Origin of the sequence: Nonomuraea coxensis DSM 45129 (assembly GCF_019397265.1) — a bacterium.
GTDB classification, from domain to species: domain Bacteria; phylum Actinomycetota; class Actinomycetes; order Streptosporangiales; family Streptosporangiaceae; genus Nonomuraea; species Nonomuraea coxensis.
Genome location: NZ_CP068985.1, coordinates 463,366 through 483,025 on the forward strand (window position 1 = coordinate 463,366; position 19,660 = coordinate 483,025).

The window sequence follows — 19,660 nt, forward strand, 5'->3', positions numbered from 1 at the left end:
CGGTACCTGCGGAGCCGGGCGCGCCCTTCTGACTGACCCGGCTGGGGCCTGCCGGCCGCCTTCGGTTCCGGGCCGGCTCGGGAGGGTGCCGCCGGGTTGCGGTCGTCGGGTCAGGGTTGCCCGGTGGATGGGCTGGGGGTGGGTCGTTCGGGGCGGGGCCGGCGGAGTCTCAGCAGGCCGGTGACGGTCACCGGTACGAGCGCGACATGGCACAGCGCCAGCGCGAGCTTGCTGGTGGTGTCGAGATCGGCGGGAAGGGTCATGAGGGGGACGGTTCCGAGGGCGAGCGCCGGGGCGATGACCAGCGCTGCGGGCACCACCCATCGCCAGACGCGGGCGAGTGCCGCCACCATCGTCATCCCCACCAGCAGCGGCAGGACGGTGAAGCCTGCGACGGTGAGCGCGTCGACCTCGGCGGGCCGGCCGGCGGCGGTGAACAGGAAGTCGCCGCCGGCGGCGCGTCCGAGGCCGTAGATGGCGAGGTTGAGGATCAGGGCGGCGGCCACGGTGACGGCCACGGTGGCGGCCACGGTGACGGCGGGGATGGCGTGGCCGCGTGCGGCAGGGGCGGGCGGTGGCCGGTCGGGGGCGGTCCTGGGGGCGTTCGTGCGGCTCTCCGCGCTGCCCGGTCCCCGTGTCACGGCTGCCGCCGCTCGCCGCGCAGGTACGTCTCGATCCGCTCGAACGCGCCGGCCCAGACCTCCCGTACGAAGAAGTCGCGCAGCTCGGGCGCCGGGAATCCGGCCTGCACCACGGTGAGGAGGGTCCCGTCGGTGTGCTCGTCGAAGGTGACCTCGATCGTGGTCGTCATGGTCATGCCGTCGGGGCTGGTGCCGGTGGACTCGGTGACCAGGCGGCGCGGGCGGTCGATGACCAGGAAGGTCTGCGTCTCGCGGAACAGGGTTTCGGCGTTCGGCCCCCACACGGCGGTCTGCCGGCCTCCGACGCGCAGGTCCACCTCGATCTCCACGATGCCGGGCTCCTCGTCGAGGATGCTGAACCAGATCTTCTGCTTCTCGGCGTCGGTGTAGGCGTCGAAGACCTCTTCGGGGGTCGCGGGCAGGACGCGGCTCATGCGGAGCTCGGCGGTTTCGGTGTTCTGGGTCATCGGTCGTCTTCCTTCCTGAGGGTGAAGTAGGCGTCGAGGCCGTCGAGCCGGCGTTCCCAGAGCCGTTGGTAGAACCTGATCCAGGACATGGCGTCCTCCAGTCGTTCGGCGCCCAGGCGGCACTGCCGTGATCGTCCGACCTTCTCCGTGGTGACCAGCCCGGCGTTCTCCAGGACGTGCACGTGCTTCTTCATGCCGGTCAGCGACATGTCGAACGGTTCGGCCAGCTCGCCGATCGAGGCGGGACCCTGGCCGAGGCGGATGAGGATCTGTCGTCGCGTCGCGTCCGCCAGGGCGGCGAACGTCCGGTCAAGGACCTCTTGCTGAACCATATGGTTCACTGTAGCTCACTGAACCAAAAGGTTCAATGAGCGGTGCGAGAGGTGACGGCTTACAGGAGGCGCAGGCGTTCCTCGTACCCGGGCTTCGGGGTGAAGACGACCATCAGCGGTCCCGGGGGCGGCTGGAGCGGGTAGGCGTCCCATTCAACGGCGATGTCGCCGACGTGTGGAACTCCTCGTCGAACAGCGTGAGGAGCACGTTGCGCCGGTCCGGGGGCCGCTCGCCGGGATCGCCGAGCAGCGCCGCGGCCAGGTCGTTCCAGGCGAGCAGGTCGAGGTGCCGGGTGGCCACGAACGCCGGCAGGTCGATCGCCGCCAGCAGCAGCCTCGCGTTCCTCGGCACCCGGTCCGCCGTGCGGCCGGCCGGCGGCCGTGGTCCCCGGGCCAGTTGCGCCAGCCTCGTCAGGTGGCGTCGTTCCACCTCGTCCAGGGCGAGCACGTCGGCGATGGCGTTCAGCACGGCGTCGGAGGGGCGTGCGTTCCTGCCCTGTTCCAGGCGCTGGTAGTAGTCGGTGCTCAGCCCGGCCAGGGCCGCGACCTCTTCGCGTCGCAGCCCCTCGACCTTCCGCCTCGGGCCGGGTTCCAGCCCGAGGTCCTGCGGCGTGGTCCTCGCGCGCCGGGAACGGAGGAACATCCCGAGCTGCCGAGGCGGAAGGGCACTCCGGGGACTGGTACCAGTGTGAGCTGACCCCGACGGCCTGGATCCTCGACGAACGCTGAGGCGCGCGCGAGCGATGAGTTCGGGGCCGGAAATCGGTCCAAGAGGGCATGAGCACTCAGTCGAGCACGTACGCCATCCAGCCGATCCTCTGCACCGCCGACCTGGAGCGGTCGCGGTCCTTCTACGTCGAGGTGTTCGGCGCGGAGGAGCACATGCGGGTGCCCGGCGACGACGGGCCGTTCTCCGTGGAGCTCCGGATGGGCGGCGCCGGCCTGGGGCTGGTCGCCTACGGGCCGGGGGCCGAGGCCCCGCCGGGCCGGGTCGTCGTGGCCGTGTTCGTCGACGACGTGGACGCGCTGCTGCCGTTGGTCGAGAAGGCCGGCGGGAGGGTGCGCGGCCCCGCCGACGACATGCCGTGGGGTCAGCGGGTCGCCCACGTCACCGATCCTGACGGCAACCTGATCAACCTGACCCAGCGGCTCTGAGGCCGGATCGCCGGGTCATGTGACGTGGGCGGCGATGGCGCGGGCGCAGTCGAGCGGTCCCGCCAGGGAGGTGTCGATCTCCACGTCGTACGACACGCCCTGGTGGACCGTCGTCGCCTGGGACGCGGCCATGCCCGCGGGGCGGTCGCCGCGCGCCGCCTCGCGCTCCGCGGCCACCGCGGGGTCGCAGCGTACGCCGACCCACAGCACGCCCAGCCCGGCGAGGGCCTGCCGCCACCGCTCCTGGGAGTCCGGGCCGCCGATGAACACGTCGTCCACCACGACGCGGGCGCCGGCGCGCGCCATCGCCGCGATGCCCGCCGTCCACGCGCCGTCGAGGATCTTGAACTCGGGCCCGACGACCACGCTGCCGTCGGGGGCGTAGTCGAGGCCCGCGTCGGAGTCCCGCAGGGAGGGCGGCAGCGCCTCGACCATGGTGTCGACCGAGAAGGCGAGCCACGGGTCCGGCAGGACCTCCTGCAGGGACCGGGCGATCGAGGTCTTGCCCGAGCTGGAGCCGCCGTTGAGAACGATCACCTGAGTGGTCATCGCGCCATCGTACGGGCTGCGGGCGCCTCAGCGGCCGGCGGCGGCCAGCCCGGACCTGACGGCCTCGGCGGGGGCCGGCACACCCGGCGACTCCCAGAAGTTCGCGGCGCCACCCGCGTACGGGTCGCCGTAGACGGGCGTGCCCGGCTGGAACCGCCGGCCTTCCGCCAGGGGCCCCGCGTCCACCACGTCGTAGCCGATCGCGTCGAGGAACGCGGCCGCCTCCTCCTTGGCCGCCGCGTCGTCACCCGCGATGGGCAGGGCGCTGCGGTCGGCGGCGCCGGCGGGCCTGGCCAGCGCCGCGAGGTGCCGGAAGAAGATGTTGTTGAAGACCTTGACCACCCGCGACTCCGGCAGGTGCCGCTGGAGCAGCTCGCTCGACGTGGCCGAGTCGTCGTCGAGCTCGGGGAACCGCCCGTCGCGCTCCGGGTAGTAGTTGTTGGTGTCGAGTACGGTCTTGCCGGCGAGCGGCTCCACCGGCACCTCGCGGTACGCCTTCAGCGGGACGCTCACCACCACCAGGTCGCCGGCCGCCGCGGCCTCCGCCGCCGTGGCCGCCCGCGCCTTCGGGCCGAGCTCCCCGACGAGGTCCCGCAACGTCTCGGGACCTCGCGAATTGCTGAGCACCACGTCGTAACCGGCCGCGACGGCGAGCCGGGCGACGGTGCCGCCGATGTGTCCGCTGCCGATGAGAGCGATAGTCGTCATGGTTGCTCTATCACCGGGAGACGCCCCGGCATTCCCGGAGCGTCATCCGGCGGCGGCGAGCTCCTCCAGCGCGGCCAGGGACGGCAGCTCGGAGGGCCGGCCCGCCGGCACCTGGCCCGCCCGCTCGTCCTCGGGCCCGCCCGCCCAGTGCCGCAGGGCCGCGAGCGGGGTGACGCCGTTGGCCTTCGCCCAGCGCAGGCGCCGCGTCCAGGCCACGGCGGCGTCCAGGGCCGGGTCTCCGGCCTGCTCGCGGGGCACGTACTGGGCGGCGTCGTCGGTGGTCGCGGCCCACAGGTAGCCGATGACGACGTCGTCCTTGACGACCGGCACGTAGCGGACGGGGGAGGCCGTCGTGCGTGGATAGGAGTCGGGGGCCCAGACCGTCCGGAACGCGGGCTCGTCCTTCAACGACATCGTTCACCCTCCTCCGTCAGGGCCCGGGGTCCTCAGGCAGCACCCAGCCGTAGACGTGCCACGTGCCGTTCACCCGTCGCACGTCCTCGGCGAACCACGATACGCCGGCGCCCAGCAGGAGCTCGTTCTCGTTCAGCGAGCTGATGGGATTCAGGTAGAAGGCCGGGGTGCCGGGCGGCACGCGCAGGTGCAGTTCGACGTTCCGCCCGAACACCACGTGCTTGCCGAGGTTCGTCGAGAAGAAGCCCGGGTCGCGTTGCACGGTTCCGGGAAGCTCCTGGATGGGCACCGTGAACAGGTCCTTCGTGAGATCCACCGCCCGGAACACGTCGATCGTCTCCGGGACGGGCTGGCGGCGCAGGACGTCGCTGAGCAGCTCGATCTGCCGTGTGATCCGTCGCCTGCTCCCCTCGATCTCGTTCGGCGCGTAGCGGTGGAAGATGTCGTCACCTCTGCGCAGGTAGCCGTTCATCTCCCGGTATCCGCTGGCGGAGTAGTGGCGGGCCGCCTCCCGCTCTGCCTCCGTCATGTCCCTGAGCACGGGCTGCCAGACCGTCTCCCCGAACGACGTGTCGACGAGGCGGGCGCCGAAGGGCGCGTCCCGGGGGATGTGCGCGGCCGGCGCGCTGTAGTAGAGGCCGGACTCGGTGCGGCGGATGGTCTGCTCCAGCGACGGCCTCGGCCCTTCGGTGGACAGCCCCGAGTAGGTGGAGAAGTCCACGGGCGGCTTGAGCCGGCGTTCCGTCCCCGTCGCCACGTAGTGGTCCTTGGGCGGTGGGGTGGCGGGCGCGTCGTGGTACAGGTCCAGGATGTCCGGCAGGGCCTTGGCCAGGGCGGGGTGCAACTGATCGCCGTTCGCCATCCGGGCGATCTCCGGCAGGGTGAACCACCGGGCGGCGCTGGCCTCGAAGGTGTCGAGCTTCGGCGTGAACGTCGGCCCGTCGGCGGCCAGGTTGGTGTACTTCCAGCCGTTCCCTCCGACCTCCACGGTGTGCTCGCCCTTGAGCTGGAGCTTGTCGAGGTAGCTCTGGTCGACGCCCAGCTCCTCGCTGAGCTCGCGGGCGGCGCCGTTCACCGGCCTTTCGAGGCTTTCCAGGGCGCCGCCGGGCAGCTGCCACTTGCCGGCGTTGGAGACGTTCTGGCTCTGCCGCATGAGCAGGTAGCGCGGCTCCAGCTGGTCGGTGCTGCGGATGAGGACGCCCGCGGCGCCGTACCTGCCCCAGAGGCCGCCGTCCACGTAACCGTCGCCCGACCTGCCGGGATTGTCGAGGATGCGGAACGGGCCGGGCGGCTGATCGCGCACGGTGCGGGGCTTGGAGCCGGAGAACGTGGTGCGGTCGGCGTGCGCGGTCGAGCCCGTGCCGGGCCGGCCGGGCGCGAACGGGCTCCAGCTCGCCCAGTGGGCGTCGGCGCCGCCCACCAGGCCCGAGGTGAAGCTCTTGAAGAGCCTCTCCGAGTTGAACTGCCCGCTCGCGAGCTGCATGGTCAGGTCCGTGCTCAAGCTGGCGTAACCCGACCTGTACATCAGGCCCAGCAGCGACCGAGCGGGCAGGAGCCCGGTGAAACCCGTCAGGAACGTGCCCAGAAGGGCTCCCGTGCCGCCCGACTTCAGGACCTGCTCCCAGTCGAGGTGGTCGCGCCGCGACTGGGACGCCTGCACCGCCACGTCCATACCGGCCATCAGGCCGGCGAACAGGCCGATGTTGATGAGTAATCGCCTGGCGAGCTGGGCGATGGCCAGCCGGGTGAGCTGGACGCGGGCTCCGATCGAGGCGAGCGACATCGCTCCCCAGGGTCCCGTCGCGGCCGCCAGCAGCCAGCCGATCTGGACGATCATGAACCAGACGGAGACCTCGATCATCCGTTTCGTGTACTGGACCTGGATGCCGAGGTTGTTGTAGTAGAGCGCGGCCGAGACGAGCTGCTCGATGAGCTCCTTGAGCGTCGGGTCGGACACGTACTGGACCCGCTCGACGTACTCCTTGAGCGCGTCGCCGTCCCAGTCGTCCCCCGGCCGGGTGAAGAACTGGGAGGTCTCCTCGTTCAGGATGGCCTGGGCGGTGAGCGCGCAGGCGTCTGCGATCCGGAAGCAGCCGTCCTCGTCGCCTTCCGGCCAGTCGGTGCCGACGGCGAAGCCGACGTACGGCTTCGCCCAGTCAGGCACGAGGAAACCGTCGAAACCCAACGAGGCTCACCAGCCCTCGGGGTTCGCGGGATCGTCGCCGGCGTCACCGGGGTTCCCGTGGTCCTCGGCGTCCTCGTAGTTCCGCGCGTTGCCGCGCAGCCCGTCGCGGAGGCGCTCCATCTCATCGATGTGGGCCCAGAAGGCGTTGAAGACCGCGTCCTCGATCTTGTAGCGCTCCTTGGCCAGCGCCTCGCCGTACTGGTCCCGCCCCAGGGGGTTGCCCTCCACGGTGAAGGTCCTGGACAGTCGCTCACGCAGGTCGTGAAGCAGGTCGACGGTGTAGTCGGCCCGTGCGGAGCGGGACCGCAGGCCGCTGAAGACGGCGTGGTAGCCGTGCTGGGGCGGGCTACCCACGCTTCTTCTCCCCTTCCTGCGGCGGCTTGACCGGCTGGGGCAGGAAGGACTCGATGCTCGCCCCCTCGCCGAAGACGTCCTCCAGAGGGATGCCCTCCGGCATGAACGGCGCCATGAGCTCCTTGGTCTGGCCGGCCACCCGGCCGGTGGCCGCGCCGATCTGCTCCATGATGGCCCTGGCGAGCTCCGAGGGCGACAGCTTGCGGTACACCCGGGGGTCGAGCCTGATGTTCTGGACCTGGCCACGGGGCCCCACGGTCACGCTCACCATCCGGTCGCGGGACTCGGCGGTCACGGCCAGCTCGGACAGCTTCCCGTACGCCTCACGCAGTTGGGCGGCCTGCCGGTTGTACTCCTTGGCCAGCGCCTCGATGTTCAGCCGGAACTCCTCGTTCAACCAGGTACCTTCCCCCTCGGACGTGCCCTTTTTTCACTGCCGTAACGGGGACGATATAGGTTGGTGTGTCCCTCTGTCAGGCGCAGGCGTAGCCGGAGGGATAGGCGGTGTCGCCGTTCGGGCGGGTGGCCTGGAAACCGAAGGTCGTGGTGGCGGCGCCGGGGGCGAGGGCGCCCTTGCCGTAGCGGGAGCAGCCTGTGACGCCGGTCGCGTCCGCCCGGAGGATCGAGCCGCCCGACCGCGAGGGACGCGCGGACGTCGGCGCTCGCCGCCGGCGCCGCTCCAGGGAGCGTGAACGTCGCCGCCGCCGCCAGCGCGGCGACCACCGCGCGGAGCCGGGAACGGCCCAAGTTGATGATCACCGGGCTCTCCTTCCGGGGGACGAGGGTCAGTGTGCGAAGGCGTGCGAAACATGTCAATGATTTTTCGAAATATTTCGGCGTGCCGACTGCTCTGCCTGGCCGGATCTGGGCCTGGGCAATGAAAGTTTCTTCGTCTAACCTGAGGTCAGCGGGCAGGCGTGAGACGGTCGCCGCCCGACCGAAACTTTCGGAGTCGCCGCGCGGGCGGAAATGGCGCGGTGACGGCGGCCGTATTGGTCAGGACATATTGACGTGTGTTCACTGCCGCCGGTAATTGCTTCGTCCGGCGACACCGGTGGCAATTTTCTTCGTCATTCCCGTGAACGCCGTGTTAATCGGCTGCTTTCACGCCGCGCAGGTGGACAGGGTGAATAAGGCGGACGATATTGGGAGCAAGGAGGTTCATTCATGGAGGCACGCCTGGACCATCTCGTCTGCTGGGTCGCTGACCCGTTCGTCTCGCTGCGCTTCTACGAGCGGGTCGTCGGGTTGCCCGGGGTGCGGGCCGAGGAGTTCCGAGAAGGCAAGGCCGGGTTCCCGAGCGTCCGGGTCGCGCCCGAGACGATCCTCGACCTCATGGCGTACGAGAGCGCCAGAGGCGTGGACGAGGGCACCGGGGTGCGGGGCGCCGCGGGGCATCCGCTCAACCACTTCTGCCTGGCGGTCGATCGCGAGGAATTCGACGCGCTCCAGGTGCGGCTCAAGCAGAACGAGGTCGAGGTCACCGGCACCGGAACGAACTCGTTCGGCGCGCGCGGAATCGCGCCGGAGACGATTTATTTCGCCGATCCCGACGGCAATGTCATCGAGGTCCGATATTACGAGTGAGCGCGGTGCCGTCCCGCCGGGAACGGAAGTTGTCGGCGGGCTCTGGTAGACAGGCCGCATGGGTGTGAGCGTCGATGAGTTCCTGGAGATGCTGGACGAGCTGCCGGGGGTCAAGCTGAGCCACGGCGGCGACTGGATCGGCATCAAGGTGCGTGACAAGGGCTTCGGCTACCTCTGGGAGAAGACCGAGACCGTCGGGCTCAAGGCCACCATCGAGGAGCAGCTCGCGATGGTGGCCGAGCGGCCCGAGGTGTTCGAGGCGCAGTTCACCGCGGGGCGCTTCGGCTGGGTGGTCGTGCACCTCGACCGCATCGACGCCGACGAACTGTTCGAGCTCGTGGCCGAGGCGTGGTGCCTGACGGCGCCGCGGCCGATGGTGGCGGAGTTCGAGGCGACCCACCCCATCGGACAACGGGTGCAGTCCGGGTAATCTCCGACATTGTGGCTATTTCGCTCTCCGATCAGGCATCCGGCCGCACCGTACGGCTGCGGGCGTGGCGGGAGAGCGACGCGCCGCTCGTGCTGCGCGCCTTCCGGGTCCCCGACCTGGCGGAGCAGAGCTCGCTGCCGGTGGTCACCCCGCAGGACGCGCTCGGCTGGATCGCGTCCTGGGACGGCGCCGGGCACGCCTTCGCCGTGACGGTCGGCGACGACGGGCCCGTCGTCGGCAACGTCGCGCTGACCGGCTCGCCCGGGCTTGAGGGCGCGTGGGTGTCCTACTGGGTGCTGCCCGAGGTGAGGCGGCTCGGGATCGCGGCGGCGGCCACCGACCGGCTGGCGCGGTGGGCGTTCGAGCGGCTCGGGATCCACCGGCTCAGGCTCGCGCACCGCACGGACAACCCGGCCTCCTGCCGGGTCGCGGCCAAGGCCGGTTTCCGCCCCGAGGGCGTCGAACGGCGGGACGGTTACGACGTGGAGTTCCACGCCCGGCACGGCTGAGCGCGTCCGGGGGCGCGGTCGCGGGTGAAGGGGCCGCTGATCTACCCTTTTCTGGTGGACAGCGAGAGTCTGGCCGCGGCCGCCCTCCTGGCGGCGCTGAGCCGGACGGTGGAGATCTTCGCCGGGTTACGGCATCCCTTCGTCCGGCACGAGCACGTCTCCACCTTCTTCCCGCCCGCCGGCGTCCGCGTCGGCATCGCCTTCGTGCTGCCCGACGGCCGCGAGGTGCGCTTCGAGGTCTCCGTCGCCGCCGCCGGCGACGTCTTCCACGTCGAGGGCTCGATCACCGCCGAGAGCGAGACGCTGCTCGACCTGCCGCGCAAGGCCCTGCCCGACGTCCTGGACGCAATCGCCGTCCTCGACGACTACGCGAGCGACGTCGCCGAGGCCGCGAACCGCACGATCGACCGGTTGCTGGAGGAGATCGCCTGACCCCGTTCCGGAATCGATTGGACTTCATTGTCTGGTTGTCTGACAATGAGGGCATGAGGAACGGACCTGTCGCCGTGGTCGCCGCCGCCGTGCTCTGGGGGACGGCCGGCACCGCGGGCCTGCTCGTCTCCGCCGACAGCGTGGCGCTCGCCGCCGCCCGGCTCGTCGTCGGCGGCGCGGCCCTGGCGCTGATGGCCGGGTCCGGCATCCGGCGGGTGCTGAGCCCGGGGCTGCTGCTCGGGGCCGTGGCGGTGGCGGCGTACCAGCTCTGCTTCTTCGCCGCCGTGGCGCGGACGGGCGTCGCGATCGGCACCGTGGTGGCGATCGGCAGCGGGCCCGTCTTCACCGGGCTGCTGTCCTGGCTGCTGCACCGGCGGCGGCCGAGCCGCCGCTGGGCGGCGGCCACGGCCGCGGCGATCTGCGGCTGCGCGGCGCTCATCGTCGGCGGCGGCGTCCAGGCGGCCGGATCGACGTCGGGACAGGTGGTGTCCGGGGTGCTGTTCGCGCTGCTCGGCGGCCTGCTCTACGCCTTCTACGCGGTCACGGCGGCCCGCGCCATCGGCGCCGGCGGCGAGTCGAACGCCGTCATGGGCGCCATGTTCGGCGGCGCGGCGCTGATCATGCTGCCGGTGCTCGTCGTCAACGGCGGCGTCGGCTGGGAGCCGCGGGGCCTGGTCGCGGTGCTCTACCTGGGCCTGGGGACGACGGCGCTGTCCTACTTCCTGTACGGGCGGGGGCTGCGCACCACGCCGGTGGCCACGGCGGCCACGCTCGCGCTGGCCGAGCCGGCCGTGGCCGCGCTGCTGGGGGTCGCGGTGCTCGGCGAGCGCCTGGCGCCGGTGTCGGTCGCCGGGCTGGTGCTGCTCGCGCTCAGCCTGGCCGCGGTGGCGGTCCCCGAGAAGGCGGCGCGGCCGGAGGTCCGCGTACCGGCGGAGGCGGGCGCCTCGGGCGTGCCGGAACGGCGTTAGAGTCGCAGGCGTGACGTTGCCCCTCAGACCCGTCTCCACCGTCGGGGCGCTCGCCGACGCCCTGCGCAGCAGGGTGCTCTCGGGCGAGATCGCGCCCGGCACCCCGCTGCCCGAGCAGGAGCTCGCCGCCTCCTACGGGGTCGCGAGGCCCACCGTCCGCGAGGCGCTGGCCGTCCTGGTGCACGAGGGGCTGCTCAGGCGGGAGCGCAACCGCAGCGCGTACGTCCCCGAGGTGACGCTCGCGGACCTCGACGACCTGATGTACGTCCGCCGCCCGCTGGAGGACCTGATGGCGCGGGCCGTGGCCGGCCGGCGGGTGCCGGAGGCGGAGGCGGCGCTGCGGCGCATGGCGGCGCTGCCGGCCGAGGCGGTCTGGTCGGAGACCGTGGCCGAGCACATGGCGCTGCACGAGGCGCTGATCGAGGCCGTCGGCAGCCCGCGGCTGGAGCGGCTCTACGGCGTGCTGGCGGCCGAGACCCGGCTGGGGCTGGTCCGCCTGCGCGAGGTCTACGAGGACCGGGACGTGCTCGTGCGCGAGCACCGCGGGCTGCTGGACGCGATCGCCGGCGGCACCGCCGAGGAGGCGAGGGCGGCGGTGGCCGCGCATCTCAGCCATTCCTGGGGCGGCGGCGCCTGACGCGGCGCTTCGTGCGCCATTGCGTGCGAACCCTTGCGGGACGGCCATGGAACTCGCAAGAATCGCGGCCATGCACGGCAATCCGATGCCGGACTCCTACGTGTACGTCACGGAAGAGGGCGTCACCCGTCATTACGCGGACGGGAGCGTCGAGGCCCTCGCGTGGGAGGACGTCGTGGAGGTCCGTGTCGTCACCGAGTCCGGCGAGGACGTCCTTTTCATCCTGCTCGACCGCGACGGCGAGGGTTGTGTCGTGCCCCGCTCCGCCACGGACGCCACGTTCCTCGCCCGGCTGCGCTACCTGCCGGACTTCGACCTCGACCGGCTGACGCACGCGGCCGACTCCGCGCACGACGGGGTCGTGGTCGTCTGGCGCAGCCCGGATCCGCCGTCGGCGCTGCCTGACCTCGAATACGACTAGAGCGTCCATCAACCGGCAAACTGCCGAAATGTCGCCGTAAACCTCCTAAATCCCTCTTGTGGACCGCTGCACCAAATGGAGCGTTCCGTCAACCCCTCGGCGTCCCCATCAAACGTCCGATTGTGGACGGTTGATGCCATTCCCCATGGTGGAGCCGATCTTTAATCTTTAGTGGGGGCCGCCGCCCTTATGAGGGGGTTTTGTCAACCCATGTGGTGATTGGGACGTCACGTTAACAAGGAGCACGGAGTTCACAGGGTGGTGCTATGAGGGTGGGGACCGGGGAGTCCGCTGTCGTGCTCCTCAGAGCCGCGCCACGCCGTGCGTCCAGCATCTGGACGCGGGCGTACCTGCGGCTGCTGCTGTACGGGGACACGACCTGCGCGCTGCTCGCCTGCGTCTGCGTGCTGGGCGCGCGACTGCTGGGCGGGGCGTTCATCCCCTGGGTGGAGTATCTGCTGGGGTTCGGCCTGGTCGCCGGCTGGCCCATGGCCCTCGCGATGGGCGGCGCCTACCGCCAGCGCGCCAACGGCGAGGGCACCGAGGAGTTCAAGGCCGTCTTCAACGGCGGCGTCGGGTTGATGGCCACCGTCGCCATCATGGCCTACGCCACCCAGACCGCGATCGCCCGCAGCTTCGTGATGGCGATGCTGCCGCTGGCCCTGGCCGCCACGCTGGGCTTCCGCTTCAGGATGCGCAAGCGCCTGCACCGCAGGCGGGCCGTCGGCGACTACATGCGCCAGGTCATCGCGGTCGGGCACCGGGAGTCGATCATCGATCTGGTGATCCAGTTCAGGCGGCAGCCGTACCACGGCATGCGGGTCGTGGGCGCCTGCCTGCCGCCCGACCACGACCTCGACGCCGACCTCGACGGCGTGCCGGTGCTCGGCACGTTCGGGGACGTGGCGCGGGTGGCCGAGCGGGAGCGCGCCGACGCGGTCGCGGTGCTGGCCTGCCCCGAGCTGGACGGCGCGGCGCTGCGCCGGCTCGCGTGGAGCCTGGAGACCGCCCGCACCGACCTGTTCGTCGCCCCGGCGCTGCTCGACGTGGCCGGGCCGCGCATCAGCATCAGGCCGGTCGCGGGGATGCCGCTGCTGCACGTGGAGCATCCCGAGTTCGACGGCACCAAGCAGCTCGTCAAGACCGTCTTCGACCGGCTGGTGGCGGCGCTCGCGCTGCTGCTGCTCGCCCTGCCGCTGCTCGGCATCGCGCTGCTGATCCGCCTCACCAGCCCCGGCCCGGCGTTCTTCCACCAGACGCGGGTCGGCAAGGGCGGCACGGAGTTCCGCCTGGTGAAGTTCCGGACGATGGTCGCCGACGCCGAGCGGCTGAAGGGCGCGCTGCTCGACTCCAACGACTTCGACGGCGTGCTGTTCAAGATGCGGAACGATCCAAGGATCACCGCCGTGGGCGCGTTCCTCAGGAAATACTCCGTCGACGAGCTGCCCCAGCTCCTCAATGTCCTGCGCGGCGAGATGTCTCTCGTCGGCCCGCGCCCGCCGCTGCCGCGGGAGGTCGCCGAGTACGGCACCGACGTGCGCCGCCGTCTCGTCGTCAAGCCGGGGATGACCGGGCTCTGGCAGGTCAGCGGCCGTTCCGACCTGACGTGGGAGGAGTCCGTACGGCTCGACCTGCGCTACGTCGAGAACTGGTCGCTCATCCTCGACCTGCAGATCCTGTGGAAGACCTGGTCCGTCGTCACCCGTGGAGAAGGGGCGTACTAGCGGTGAAAGCACTCGTGCTCGCCGGGGGGTCGGGCACACGGCTTCGGCCGATCACGCACACCTCGGCCAAGCAGCTCGTGCCGGTCGCCAACAAACCGGTGCTGTTCTACGGCCTGGAGGCCATCGCCGCCGCCGGGATCGTCGAGCTGGGGCTGGTGGTCGGCGACACCCACGCCGAGATCGAGGCGGCCGTGGGCGACGGCTCGGCGTTCGGGCTGCAGGTGACGTACCTGCGGCAGGAGGCGCCGCTCGGGCTGGCGCACGGCGTGCTGATCGCCCGCGACTACCTGGGCGACGACGACTTCGTGATGTACCTGGGCGACAACTTCGTGGTCGGCGGCATCAACGACCTGGTGGAGCGCTTCGCCCGGGAACGGCCGGCCGCCCAGATCATGCTCACCCGGGTGGGCGATCCGCGCCAGTTCGGCGTCGCCGAGCTGGACGCCGCCGGCCGGGTCATCGGGCTGGAGGAGAAACCCGAGCGGCCGAAGAGCGACCTCGCGCTGGTGGGCGTCTACCTGTTCAGCCCGGCGGTGCACGCGGCGGTGGCCGAGCTGAAGCCGTCCTGGCGGGGCGAGCTGGAGATCACCGACGCCATCCAGTGGCTCATCGAGGCCGGGCTGCGGGTGGAGTCCTCGGTGATCTCCGGCTACTGGAAGGACACCGGCAACGTCACCGACATGCTGGAGGTCAACCGGCTCGTCCTGGAATCGGTCGAGCCGCGCGTCAGCGGGTACGTCGACGCGGCCAGCGAGCTGGTCGGCCGGGTCGTCGTCGAGCGGGGCGCCACGGTCGAGCGCTCCCGCGTCGTCGGCCCGGCGATCATCGGCGAGCGCGCCCGCGTCCGCGACAGCTACGTCGGCCCCTCCACCTCGCTCGGGGCCGACTGCGCGCTCGCCGACGCCGAGATCGAGTACTCGATCGTCATGCCCGGGGCCTCCATCTCGGGGGTGGGCCGCGTGGAGTCCTCGCTCATCGGCCACGACGTCGAGGTGACGCCCGCGCCCAACACGCCCCGAGCCCACCGCCTGGTGCTCGGCGATCACAGCAAGGTACAGATTTCCACATGACCAGAGTCCTGGTGACGGGCGGCGCGGGGTTCATCGGCTCGCACTTCGCCCGAAGCCTCCACGACGTGTACGTCACCGTCCTCGACAAGCTCACCTACGCGGGTGACCGGGCCAACCTCCAGGGCGTCAGGCACGACTTCGTGCACGGCGACATCTGCGACGCCGACCTGCTCGCGCGGGTCGTGCCCGGCCACGACCTGGTGGTCAACTTCGCCGCCGAGTCCCACGTCGACCGCTCGATCGCGGGCGCGGCGGAGTTCATGCGCACCAACGCGCTCGGCACCCAGACGCTGCTCCAGGCGTGCCTGGAGGCCGGGGTGCCGAAGGTGGTGCAGGTGTCCACCGACGAGGTCTACGGCTCCATCGACATCGGCTCGTGGGACGAGTCGGCGCCGGTCCGGCCGCGCTCGCCGTACGCGGCGTCCAAGGCGGGCGGCGACCTCATCGCCCGCGCGTACGCGGTGACGTACGGGCTGGACGTCTCGATCACCCGCTGCGGCAACAACTACGGCCCCGGCCAGTACCCGGAGAAGATCATCCCGCTGTTCGTGACGCGGCTGCTGCGCGGCGAGAAGGTCCCGCTGTACGGCGACGGCGGCAACGTCCGCGACTGGATCCACGTCCACGACCACTGCGCCGGCATCCGGCTCGTGGCCGAGAAGGGCGCGCCCGGCGAGGTCTACCACATCGCGGGCACGGCCGAGCTGACCAACAGGGAGCTGACCGGACGCCTGCTGGAGGCGTGCGGCCGCGACTGGGACCTGGTCGAGCACGTGGCGGACCGCAAGGGCCACGACCGCAGGTACTCGCTGGACGACAGCAAGCTCAGGGCGCTCGGCTACCGCCCGGAGATCCCGTTCGAGCAGGGGCTCAAGGACACCGTCCGCTGGTACGCCGAGCACCGGGACCGGTGGGACCGGGAGGACCGATGAGGTGGCTGATCACGGGCGCGGGCGGCATGCTGGCCGCCGACGTCCTCGACCGGGTGACGGGGATCGGCGAGCCGGTGCTCGCGCTCGGCCGGGCGGAGCTGGACGTGCGCGACCGGCGCGCGGTGCGCGAGTTCGTGGCCGCCTACCGGCCCGGCGTCGTGGTCAACTGCGCGGGCTGGACCGCCGTGGACGACGCCGAGACGCACGAGGCCGAGGCGCTGGCGGTCAACGGCCACGGGGTGCGGCTGCTGGCCGAGGCGTGCGAGGGCGTCGGCGCGCGGCTGCTGCAGGTGTCGACCGACTACGTCTTCGACGGGGCGGCGGCGGGGCCGTACGGGGAGGACGACCCGACGGGCCCGCTCAACGCCTACGGCCGCACGAAGCTGGCGGGCGAGCGCGCCGCCCTCGACCACGGCCAGTACGTCGTCCGCACCGCCTGGCTCTACGGCGCCCACGGCCCCAACTTCGTCCGCACGATGATCCGCCTGGCGGAGGAGCGGCCCTTCGTGGACGTCGTGGACGACCAGCGCGGCCAGCCGACGTGGTCCGCCGACGTGGCCGACCGCCTCGTCCTGCTGGCCCGCGCGGACGACCTGCCGCCCGGCGTCTACCACGCGACCAGCGCGGGCGAGACCACCTGGTACGGCTTCGCCAGGGAGATCTTCGGGCTGCTGGGCGCGGACCAGGACCGGGTGCGCCCGGTGCCGAGCGCCGCCTGCCCGAGGCCGGCCCGCCGCCCGGCGAACAGCGTGCTCGCCTGCCGGAGGGGCGAGCCGATCCGCCACTGGCGCGAGGCGTTGCACGCCGCCTGGCCGGTGCTGATGGGGAGCCGTCAGTGCAGTGTGGCGTAGAACTCCTTGCAGGCGCGGTAGTCGGGGAGCAGCCCGGCCGCCAGCGCCTCGGCGAGGGCCGGCGCGGCGGCGTCCTTGTCCGACAGCACCGGCTCCAGCCCGTCCGGCCAGGCGATGCCGAGATCGGGGTCGAGCGGGTGCACCCCGTGCTCCCCGGCCGGGTTGTAGGGCTGGGAGCACAGGTAGACGACGGTCGCCTGTTCGCTGAGCGCCATGAAGGCGTGCCCCAGCCCTTCGGCGACGAGCACCGCCCGCCGCGTCTCGTCGTCCAGCGCCGCCGACTCCCACCGGCCGAAGGTGGGGGAGCCGGCGCGCAGGTCCACGACCACGTCGAGGACGGCCCCGGACACGCAGGTGACGTATTTGGCCTGGCCGGGCGGCACGTCCGCGAAGTGCACCCCGCGCAGCACGCCGGCGCGCGAGACGGAGCAGTTGACCTGGGCCACGCCGAGCGGGTGCGGCAGCTCCGCGGCACGGAACGCCTCCAGGAAGGCGCCGCGCGGGTCGGTGTGAACGCGGGGGGTGAAGAGCCACGAGCCTTCGATCGAGAGGCGATCCACGAACGCAGCATGCCAGACGGCCGCTCCGACGCAAGCAGTTCTGGGAGGGATCTTCGATGACGACCGCAGTCCCGGCCTTACGCCCCGGGGGTGAGCCGGGGTGACGACCTGCCGTCTGTGCGGCGCGGACGAGCTGGCGGGGGTGGTGGACCTCGGCGCGACCCCGCCGTGCGAGCTGTTCCTGACCGCCGACCGGCTCGCCGCGCCTGAGCCGACGTACCCGCTGCACCTGCGGGTCTGCACGAACTGCTGGCTGGCCCAGCTCCCGCCGCTGATCACGCCGGAGGAGACGTTCACCGAGTACGCCTACTTCTCCTCCTACTCGACCTCCTGGGTGGAGCACGCGCGCCGCTTCGTCGAGGACGCCGGGCCGCGCCCCGGGGACTTCGTGGTGGAGGTGGCCAGCAACGACGGCTACCTGCTCCAGCACGTGGTCGAGCGGGGCGTGCGCTGCCTCGGCATCGAGCCGTCGGCGAACGTCGGCCGGGCCGCCAGGGAGAAGGGCGTGCCGACGCTCACCGGCTTCCTCACCCCGGAGACCGGGCGGCAGGTGCGGGCCGGGCACGGGCCGGCCGACCTGGTGGTGGCCAACAACGTCTACGCGCACGTGCCGGACGTGACCGGCTTCACGGAGGGGCTGCGGGCGCTGGTGGCCGACGGCGGCCGGGTCTCGATCGAGGTGCAGCACCTGCTGACGCTGATGGAGCTCAACCAGTTCGACACGATCTACCACGAGCACTACCAGTACTACACGGTCGCCTCCGCCCAGCGCGCCCTCGCGAGTGGCGGGCTGCACCTGGTGGACGTGGAGCTGCTGCCGACGCACGGCGGCTCGATCAGGCTGTGGGCGCGGCCGGAGGAGGCGCCGGTGTCGCAGCGGGTGGTGGACGTGCTCGCCAGGGAGAAGGCGGCCGGGCTGCACGAGCTGTCCGGGTACGCCGACTTCGCCGCCCGCGTGGCCAAGGTCCGGCGCGACCTGCTGCGCTTCCTCATCGACGCGGCCGACGCGGGCCGGACGGTGGTCGGCTACGGCGCTCCCGGCAAGGGCAACACGCTGCTCAACTACTGCGGCGTCCGGCCTGACCTGCTGGCGTACACGGTGGACCGCAACCCGTACAAGCACGGCAGGTTCACGCCAGGCTCGCGCATCCCCGTTCTTCCGCCCGAGCGCATCGCCGCCGACCGGCCGGACTACGTGCTGGTGCTGCCGTGGAACCTGCGCGAGGAGCTGGTCGACCAGCTCTCGTACGTCCGGGAGTGGGGCGGCCGGCTGGTCTTCCCCATCCCGAGCCTGGAGGTCGTGGGATGAAGGTCGTGCTGTTCTGCGGCGGGCGCGGCACCCGCATGCGCAGCGACTTACCCGGCGGCACCATGCCGAAGCCGATGCAGCTCGTCGGCCCGCGCCCGCTGGTCTGGCACGTCATGCGCTACTACGCGCACTTCGGGCACAAGGAGTTCATCCTGTGCCTGGGCTACGGCGCCCAGCACATCAAGGACTTCTTCCTCACCTACCAGGAGACCGGCTCGAACGACTTCGTGCTGCGGGACGGGCGCGTCGAGCTGCTGTCGACGGACATCTCCGACTGGCGGATCTCGCTGATCGACACCGGGCTCGACGCCACGATCGGCGAGCGGCTGCGCCGGGTGCGCCCGTTCCTCGGCGACGACGAGATGTTCCTCGCCAACTACGCCGACGTGCTCACCGACGCCCCGCTGCCGGACATCATCGCCCGTTTCGCCGCCTCCGACGCCGGCGCGTCGATGATGGTCGTGCCGCCCACCAACACCTTCCACGTCGTGGACGTCGGCGAGGGCGGGCAGGTCGGGGCCATCACGCCGGTGGCCGAGCTGCCGCTCTGGGTCAACGGCGGCTTCTTCGTGCTGCGCCAGGAGGTCTTCGAGCACCTCCCGCGCGACGGCGACCTGGTCGCGGACGCCTGCGCCGAGCTGGCCAAGCGGGGGCGGCTGATCGCGTACCCGCACCGGGGCTACTGGCGGCCGAGTGACACCGTGAACCAGCGCCTGGAGCTGGACAGCGCCTGGGCGAGGGGCGAGCGCCCGTGGGCGCTGTGGGAGAGGTGACGGGCCTGCGCCCGGCGGGGCTGGGCGCGGTCGTGGCGCTCGGCGCGCACTGCGACGACCTCGCGATCGGGGCCGGCGGCACGCTGCTCACGCTCTGCGCGGGCCGCCCCGGGCTGCGGGTGGACGCGCTGGTGCTGTCCGGCGGCGGCACCGGGCGGGAGGACGAGGAGCGGGCGGCGCTCGCGGCGTTCTGCCCGGGGGCCGACCTCGCCGTCACCGTGCTGAAGCTCCCCGACGGCCGGCTGCCCGCCCACTGGGACGAGGCCAAGAACGCCCTGGAGGACCTGCGCGCCCGTACCGCGCCCGACCTGATCCTCGCCCCCTGGCGGGGCGACGCCCACCAGGACCACCGCGGCCTGGCCGGGCTCGTGCCGACCGTCTGGCGGGGCTGTCTCGCGCTCGGCTACGAGATCGTCAAATGGGACGGCGACCTCGGCCGCCCCTCCGTCTACCAGCCGCTCGCCCCGGAGACGGCCGAGGCGAAGGCGCGGCTGCTCCAGGAGCACTACCCCTCCCAGCGGCACCGCCCCTGGTACGACCGGGAGACCTTCCTCGGCCTGGCCCGCGTCCGCGGCGTCGAGTGCGGCGCCAGGTACGCCGAGGCGTTCCACACCGACAAGATCGTCATCGACCTGGCCTCCGGAGGCTGACC

At 71.8% G+C, this 19,660-nt stretch carries 26 protein-coding genes; 15 read left to right on the top strand and 11 right to left on the bottom strand.

Annotated elements, in window-relative coordinates:
* Window positions 1-110 precede the first annotated feature (110 nt).
* The 4 genes from Nocox_RS02265 to Nocox_RS02280 form a co-directional block, all read right to left on the bottom strand.
* Complete coding sequence (locus Nocox_RS02265; protein ID WP_020542685.1) at window positions 111-641, bottom strand: DUF6069 family protein; 531 nt, start codon at window positions 639-641, stop codon at window positions 111-113.
* Entirely contained in the window at window positions 638-1,108 is a 471-nt protein-coding gene (locus tag Nocox_RS02270; protein ID WP_020542686.1) for an SRPBCC family protein, read from the bottom strand. Before Nocox_RS02270 ends, Nocox_RS02265 begins: the two co-directional genes overlap by 4 nt.
* Window positions 1,105-1,440, bottom strand: a complete 336-nt coding sequence (locus tag Nocox_RS02275) for an ArsR/SmtB family transcription factor (protein ID WP_020542687.1) — start codon at window positions 1,438-1,440, stop codon at window positions 1,105-1,107. Before Nocox_RS02275 ends, Nocox_RS02270 begins: the two co-directional genes overlap by 4 nt.
* 112 nt (window positions 1,441-1,552) lie before the next feature.
* Complete coding sequence (locus Nocox_RS02280) at window positions 1,553-2,083, bottom strand: helix-turn-helix domain-containing protein (RefSeq protein ID WP_020542688.1); 531 nt, start codon at window positions 2,081-2,083, stop codon at window positions 1,553-1,555.
* Between the two features lie 134 nt (window positions 2,084-2,217).
* On the opposite strand from Nocox_RS02280, the gene Nocox_RS02285 reads away from it, so the two are divergent.
* On the top strand, window positions 2,218-2,595 hold the full coding sequence (locus Nocox_RS02285) for a glyoxalase superfamily protein (RefSeq protein ID WP_020542689.1): 378 nt from the start codon (window positions 2,218-2,220) through the stop codon (window positions 2,593-2,595).
* Window positions 2,596-2,610: 15 nt separating this feature from the next.
* On the opposite strand, the gene cpt is transcribed toward Nocox_RS02285, so the two are convergent.
* From cpt to Nocox_RS02315, 6 genes are read right to left on the bottom strand one after another with little or no spacing between them, the layout of a single operon-like run.
* Window positions 2,611-3,144, bottom strand: a complete 534-nt coding sequence (gene cpt / locus Nocox_RS02290) for a chloramphenicol phosphotransferase CPT (protein ID WP_033408712.1) — start codon at window positions 3,142-3,144, stop codon at window positions 2,611-2,613.
* A gap of 27 nt (window positions 3,145-3,171) precedes the next feature.
* Window positions 3,172-3,852: an NADPH-dependent F420 reductase gene (locus tag Nocox_RS02295; protein WP_020542691.1), complete on the bottom strand. Its 681-nt coding sequence runs from the start codon at window positions 3,850-3,852 to the stop codon at window positions 3,172-3,174.
* A gap of 42 nt (window positions 3,853-3,894) precedes the next feature.
* Window positions 3,895-4,266 carry a hypothetical protein gene (locus tag Nocox_RS02300; RefSeq protein ID WP_020542692.1) on the bottom strand — a complete coding sequence of 124 codons (372 nt, stop codon included), beginning with the start codon at window positions 4,264-4,266 and terminating at the stop codon, window positions 3,895-3,897.
* 16 nt (window positions 4,267-4,282) lie between these two features.
* The gene (locus Nocox_RS02305) at window positions 4,283-6,430 is read right to left on the bottom strand and encodes an ADP-ribosyltransferase (RefSeq protein WP_157382978.1); all 2,148 of its coding nucleotides are present in this window, start codon (window positions 6,428-6,430) and stop codon (window positions 4,283-4,285) included.
* A gap of 27 nt (window positions 6,431-6,457) precedes the next feature.
* A complete protein-coding gene (locus Nocox_RS02310) occupies window positions 6,458-6,805 on the bottom strand; it encodes a hypothetical protein (RefSeq protein ID WP_020542694.1) in 348 nt (115 codons plus the stop codon).
* Entirely contained in the window at window positions 6,798-7,202 is a 405-nt protein-coding gene (locus tag Nocox_RS02315) for a YbaB/EbfC family nucleoid-associated protein (RefSeq protein ID WP_020542695.1), read from the bottom strand. The genes Nocox_RS02310 and Nocox_RS02315 overlap by 8 nt, the downstream gene beginning before the upstream one ends.
* Before the next feature lie 770 nt (window positions 7,203-7,972).
* Between Nocox_RS02315 and Nocox_RS02320 the strand changes: the two genes are divergently transcribed.
* The 11 genes from Nocox_RS02320 to rfbD all read left to right on the top strand — a co-directional run bounded on the left by Nocox_RS02320 (window position 7,973) and on the right by rfbD (window position 16,366).
* The gene (locus Nocox_RS02320) at window positions 7,973-8,392 is read left to right on the top strand and encodes a VOC family protein (protein WP_020542696.1); all 420 of its coding nucleotides are present in this window, start codon (window positions 7,973-7,975) and stop codon (window positions 8,390-8,392) included.
* 88 nt (window positions 8,393-8,480) lie between these two features.
* On the top strand, window positions 8,481-8,822 hold the full coding sequence (locus Nocox_RS02325) for an MmcQ/YjbR family DNA-binding protein (protein WP_425517780.1): 342 nt from the start codon (window positions 8,481-8,483) through the stop codon (window positions 8,820-8,822).
* Between the two features lie 11 nt (window positions 8,823-8,833).
* Window positions 8,834-9,331: a GNAT family N-acetyltransferase gene (locus tag Nocox_RS02330; RefSeq protein WP_246649729.1), complete on the top strand. Its 498-nt coding sequence runs from the start codon at window positions 8,834-8,836 to the stop codon at window positions 9,329-9,331.
* Between the two features lie 54 nt (window positions 9,332-9,385).
* The gene (locus Nocox_RS02335) at window positions 9,386-9,763 is read left to right on the top strand and encodes a hypothetical protein (RefSeq protein ID WP_157382979.1); all 378 of its coding nucleotides are present in this window, start codon (window positions 9,386-9,388) and stop codon (window positions 9,761-9,763) included.
* Between the two features lie 53 nt (window positions 9,764-9,816).
* Window positions 9,817-10,731, top strand: a complete 915-nt coding sequence (locus tag Nocox_RS02340) for a DMT family transporter (RefSeq protein WP_033408713.1) — start codon at window positions 9,817-9,819, stop codon at window positions 10,729-10,731.
* A gap of 10 nt (window positions 10,732-10,741) precedes the next feature.
* The gene (locus Nocox_RS02345) at window positions 10,742-11,368 is read left to right on the top strand and encodes a GntR family transcriptional regulator (protein ID WP_020542701.1); all 627 of its coding nucleotides are present in this window, start codon (window positions 10,742-10,744) and stop codon (window positions 11,366-11,368) included.
* A 46-nt stretch (window positions 11,369-11,414) separates the two neighbouring features.
* Window positions 11,415-11,789: a hypothetical protein gene (locus Nocox_RS02350; RefSeq protein WP_246649730.1), complete on the top strand. Its 375-nt coding sequence runs from the start codon at window positions 11,415-11,417 to the stop codon at window positions 11,787-11,789.
* A gap of 266 nt (window positions 11,790-12,055) precedes the next feature.
* Window positions 12,056-13,513 carry a sugar transferase gene (locus tag Nocox_RS02355; protein ID WP_020542703.1) on the top strand — a complete coding sequence of 486 codons (1,458 nt, stop codon included), beginning with the start codon at window positions 12,056-12,058 and terminating at the stop codon, window positions 13,511-13,513.
* Between the two features lie 2 nt (window positions 13,514-13,515).
* Window positions 13,516-14,583, top strand: a complete 1,068-nt coding sequence (locus tag Nocox_RS02360; protein WP_026214240.1) for a glucose-1-phosphate thymidylyltransferase — start codon at window positions 13,516-13,518, stop codon at window positions 14,581-14,583.
* Complete coding sequence (gene rfbB / locus Nocox_RS02365) at window positions 14,580-15,515, top strand: dTDP-glucose 4,6-dehydratase (RefSeq protein ID WP_033408714.1); 936 nt, start codon at window positions 14,580-14,582, stop codon at window positions 15,513-15,515. The genes Nocox_RS02360 and rfbB overlap by 4 nt, the downstream gene beginning before the upstream one ends.
* Window positions 15,512-16,366, top strand: a complete 855-nt coding sequence (gene rfbD / locus Nocox_RS02370; protein ID WP_020542706.1) for a dTDP-4-dehydrorhamnose reductase — start codon at window positions 15,512-15,514, stop codon at window positions 16,364-16,366. Before rfbB ends, rfbD begins: the two co-directional genes overlap by 4 nt.
* Here rfbD and Nocox_RS02375 read toward each other — a convergent pair.
* The gene (locus tag Nocox_RS02375) at window positions 16,348-16,926 is read right to left on the bottom strand and encodes a dTDP-4-dehydrorhamnose 3,5-epimerase family protein (protein WP_020542707.1); all 579 of its coding nucleotides are present in this window, start codon (window positions 16,924-16,926) and stop codon (window positions 16,348-16,350) included. The two genes, rfbD and Nocox_RS02375, sit on opposite strands and share 19 nt — an antisense overlap.
* Window positions 16,927-17,026: 100 nt before the next feature.
* Between Nocox_RS02375 and Nocox_RS02380 the strand changes: the two genes are divergently transcribed.
* From Nocox_RS02380 to Nocox_RS02390, 3 genes are read left to right on the top strand one after another with little or no spacing between them, the layout of a single operon-like run.
* On the top strand, window positions 17,027-18,235 hold the full coding sequence (locus tag Nocox_RS02380) for a class I SAM-dependent methyltransferase (protein ID WP_020542708.1): 1,209 nt from the start codon (window positions 17,027-17,029) through the stop codon (window positions 18,233-18,235).
* Window positions 18,232-19,008 (top strand): sugar phosphate nucleotidyltransferase, encoded by a 777-nt coding sequence (locus Nocox_RS02385; protein WP_020542709.1) that lies wholly within the window; start codon window positions 18,232-18,234, stop codon window positions 19,006-19,008. The genes Nocox_RS02380 and Nocox_RS02385 overlap by 4 nt, the downstream gene beginning before the upstream one ends.
* Window positions 18,987-19,658: a PIG-L deacetylase family protein gene (locus Nocox_RS02390; RefSeq protein ID WP_246649731.1), complete on the top strand. Its 672-nt coding sequence runs from the start codon at window positions 18,987-18,989 to the stop codon at window positions 19,656-19,658. Before Nocox_RS02385 ends, Nocox_RS02390 begins: the two co-directional genes overlap by 22 nt.
* Window positions 19,659-19,660: the final 2 nt, after the last annotated feature.